4 protein-coding genes and 1 CRISPR repeat array are annotated in these 3866 nt (G+C 25.5%); all 4 genes read left to right on the top strand.

Annotated elements, in window-relative coordinates; translation table 11 throughout:
• Nucleotides 1-1503, top strand: a 1503-nt coding sequence (gene cas3, locus N3D74_06605; protein ID MCX8095835.1) for a CRISPR-associated helicase Cas3', incomplete at its 5' end; no start/stop codon positions are given.
• Nucleotides 1504-1526: 23 nt separating this feature from the next.
• Nucleotides 1527-2039 carry a CRISPR-associated protein Cas4 gene (gene cas4, locus N3D74_06600; protein MCX8095834.1) on the top strand — a complete coding sequence of 171 codons (513 nt, stop codon included), beginning with the start codon at nt 1527-1529 and terminating at the stop codon, nt 2037-2039.
• Nucleotides 2036-3004 carry a type I-B CRISPR-associated endonuclease Cas1b gene (cas1b, locus tag N3D74_06595; GenBank protein ID MCX8095833.1) on the top strand — a complete coding sequence of 323 codons (969 nt, stop codon included), beginning with the start codon at nt 2036-2038 and terminating at the stop codon, nt 3002-3004. Before cas4 ends, cas1b begins: the two co-directional genes overlap by 4 nt.
• A 1-nt stretch (nt 3005) precedes the next feature.
• On the top strand, nt 3006-3287 hold the full coding sequence (gene cas2, locus N3D74_06590) for a CRISPR-associated endonuclease Cas2 (GenBank protein ID MCX8095832.1): 282 nt from the start codon (nt 3006-3008) through the stop codon (nt 3285-3287).
• 135 nt (nt 3288-3422) lie between these two features.
• Nucleotides 3423-3851: a CRISPR direct-repeat array (repeat unit 29 nt; unit sequence GTTTCAATCTGCCAAAGAGGAATTTAAAC).
• Nucleotides 3852-3866 lie beyond the last annotated feature (15 nt).

Raw genomic sequence — 3866 nt, 5'->3', positions numbered from 1 at the left:
ACCTTATCTTTTGAGGATCTGAAGAAAGCACCCTGGTATGGCAATATTATAAAATCCAAAAGAGAAATAGTTCTTATACCACCTCATTATAGCAACAAATGGATTTCAAATGATAAAAAAGATGATTACGAAAAGATTAATATTTATAAAGAACAAGAGGATTGTTTTAAAAACCTTATAAGACATAAAATAAGAGTTGATTTCATTAATAATTTTAAAAGGGATAAAAATGGAAAATTTGATTTAGGGGAAGAGAAAATTAAACAAATATTAAATCAAGCAGAAAATGGAAAAAGAGTTTTGGTTATTTTGAATACTGTTTCACAAGCACAAGATGTTTACGAGAAATTAATAAAATTAAATAGACCCAATATAAAAATTTTTTTATTACATTCCCGCTTTTCATTAGAAGATAGAAAATTAAAAGAGGTTAATATATTAAATAATGAATTTAAAAATCCTAAACCCTTAAAAGAAAAAGAAGGGAAAATTTTAATTACTACTCAAGTAGTTGAGGCTTCTTTAAATATTGATGCCGATGTTTTATTTACTGAAATCTGTCCTCTTGATTCTCTTGTTCAAAGAATGGGAAGAGTTGTAAGAAGAGTAGGTCCTAATTTTGAAATTGAAAGTCAAAACTTTGAAAAAAGAATTTATAAAAATAGATTTAAAGATGAAAGGTATGAAGTAGATTTAAGTCAACCGAATGTTAACATTTGGATTTTTAAAAATGGTTTAGAATCAGGAAATGGTCAAGTTTATGAAAGGGAACTTTTGAGATTATCAATCGCATGGTTATGGAAAAAATCATATGCAAAAAATATAAGTAAATTAGATTTTACTGAAGAAAATAAGAAAGAATTTTTTGAGAAAGAATTTAAAGATTTGGTGAAAAAAGTGCCCAAGCATGAAAAAGAAACAAAAGAAAAACAAGAGGATTTATTGAACAAGATTTTAAATAGAGATGAATGGCTGGATGAAATTACTATAAAAGATTTTGAGATTAATGAACTGGAAAAATATTTATTAGTGGATAAATTTTATAGTTCTTTGCTTAAAGAAGGAAAATATTTGAGAGATTTTTATAATACTATTGAGGTTCTGGAAGCAGGTTATATGTCTGATAGAAAATTAGATGCAGAAAGAATTTTTAGAGAAATTTATGATGTGAGTGGAATACCGGAAAATAAACTTGAAAAATTTTATAAAAGTATTAAAGAATTTGTAAATCTTCATAATATTTATGAGAAAGGTTTATTTAGTTTGTTTAAAAAAAATGTTTTATCAAAATTTATTGTTTCTATTCCATATAATGAAAAACTCCTACATCCTCAACCTTTGTGTGAAAAAATTTCACTAAGTATTGAGAATGAGTGGGATAGTAAAATTAAAAATTATCTTTCCAATTTATATGTACTTAAGGTTATTTATGATAAGGATAAAGGAGTTTTAATAAATAATGGAAGTACTATAAAAGATGAAGATTTAAAAAGATTTATTTAGTCAGGAATAAGTAAAGGAAAAAGATGATTGATTTATTAGAAGAGAGAATTACTGGAACACAGGTTGCCTATTATATTGTTTGCAAAAGGAAATTATGGTTTTTTTCACATCATATTGAGATGGAAGAGTTTTCCGATTATGTTATTATTGGGAAAATTATAAGTGAAGAAAGTTTTAAAAGAGAAAGATATAAAGAAATTGGAATAGGAAGTTTGAAATTTGATTATCTTAAAATAGGAGATGAAGTAATAGTGAATGAAGTTAAAAAATCAAAGAAACTTGAAGAGAGTCATATATGGCAAGTTAAGTATTATATTTATAGATTGAAAAATTTGGGTTTCAAGTGTTATCGTGGTATTATCCATTATCCTAAATTATTTAAAAAACTTGAAGTTGAGTTTATAGAGGAAGATAAAATTAAAATTGAAGAGGCACTTAAAAATATAAAAGAAATAATAAATCTTAATATTCCACCGGAATTAATTGAAAAATATTATTGTAAAAAATGTGCATATTTTGAACTTTGTTACATATGAAGACATATTATATTTTTTCAAATGGTATTTTAAGAAGGAAAGAAAATACTATAGTTTTTGAGACATCGCAAGGTGAAAAAAAATTTATACCTATTGAGAATGTGGAACAAATTTTTGTTTTTGGAGAGGTTGATTTTAACAATAAGTTTTTGAATTTCATAGGACAAAATAATATCTGTCTTCATATTTTTAATTATTATGGTTGGTATTCAGGAACTTTTTATCCAAGAGAAACAAATATTTCTGGAGATTTAATTATAAAACAAGCACAACATTATATTGATAAAGGGGAAAGATTGAAACTTGCAAAAAAATTTGTTGAAGGTGCAATCCATAATATAAAAAGGAATTTACAAAAGAAGGAAAATTCAGAAGAAAACGAAAAAATAAAAGATTATGAGAAACAATTAGAAAATGTTGTTGATATAACTAAATTGATGAGTATTGAAGCACATGTAAGAAAAATATATTATGATTGTTTTGAAAAATTAACTGGTTGGAGTTTTGAACAAAGAAGTATTCAACCACCTAGAAATCCTCTAAATGCTTTGATATCTTTTGGTAATTCCCTTGTTTATAGTGTGGTTTTGAAAGAAATTTATTTAACTCCTTTAAGTCCATTTATAAGTTTTTTACATGAGCCCGCAGAAAGAAGATATTCTTTATCCCTTGATGTATCGGAAGTTTTTAAACCTGTTCTTTCTGATAGATTAATTTTTAGATTGATTAATTTAAAAATGATAAAAGAAGAAAATTTTGAAAAAGCACTTGAAGGAATTTATTTAAATGAAGAAGGAAGGAAGATCTTTGTTGAAGAATTTGATAAACAACTTGAAACAACTATATTACATAGAAAGTTGAGAAAAAAAGTGAAATATAAAACTTTGATAAAACTTGAACTTTATAAAATTATGAAACATCTTATTGGAGAAAAAGAGTATCAACCATTGAAAGTTTGGTGGTAGAATGAAAGTTATTTTTATTTATGATATTGAACTTAAAGAGAAAAAGGACCAGAAAAGATTAAATAAAGTTAAGAAAATTGGAAGAAAGTATTTAATACATGTTCAGAAATCAGTATTTGAGGGCGATTTAACTGAAAGTCAGATATATAGAATGGAAAATGATATTTCAAAAATTATTGATAAAAATAGAGATAGTGTTATTGTTTATATTCTTCCGGATGGTGTAAAAATAACAAGAAAAATTTTGAGTAATTTACCTGATAAGACCAAAAATGTTTTATAATAAATTATAAAAATGTTCTTTGAAAATTTGTGGTTTTGGTAGATTGAAATATGATAAATTACAAAGTTAGAAGTTTGACGCAATTTTTTATTTCTTATTTGACAAACTTATTTATTTTATTATAAAATTTTTGCGGTTTCAATCTGCCAAAGAGGAATTTAAACTCTGTCCATTTTCTTTTTTCTTTTTTTTCTTTTTTTGTTTCAATCTGCCAAAGAGGAATTTAAACCTCGTTAAAGAAAATAGAGTTCTGATTGATAATCAGGGTTTCAATCTGCCAAAGAGGAATTTAAACCTTCCATTTCTTCAAGTATCTTTTTAACTTTCCTTAAGTTTCAATCTGCCAAAGAGGAATTTAAACGAGAGTTTGGGATAACTACTATACTAAAGTAATATCCGTTTCAATCTGCCAAAGAGGAATTTAAACACCAACTCTTTTCTTTTAGTTGGTAATAAATAACACCATGTTTCAATCTGCCAAAGAGGAATTTAAACTTGTAAATGGTTCAGTAAATATAGATGGAAAATCTTATTCGTTTCAATCTGCCAAAGAGGAATTTAAACGAGAGGACGGCTTAT

Source organism: Caldisericia bacterium (genome assembly GCA_026414995.1).
GTDB lineage: Bacteria > Caldisericota > Caldisericia > B22-G15 > B22-G15 > JAAYUH01.
The sequence above is the reverse complement of the archived record's forward strand: the minus strand, read 5'-3'. Positions and strand labels throughout refer to the sequence as shown.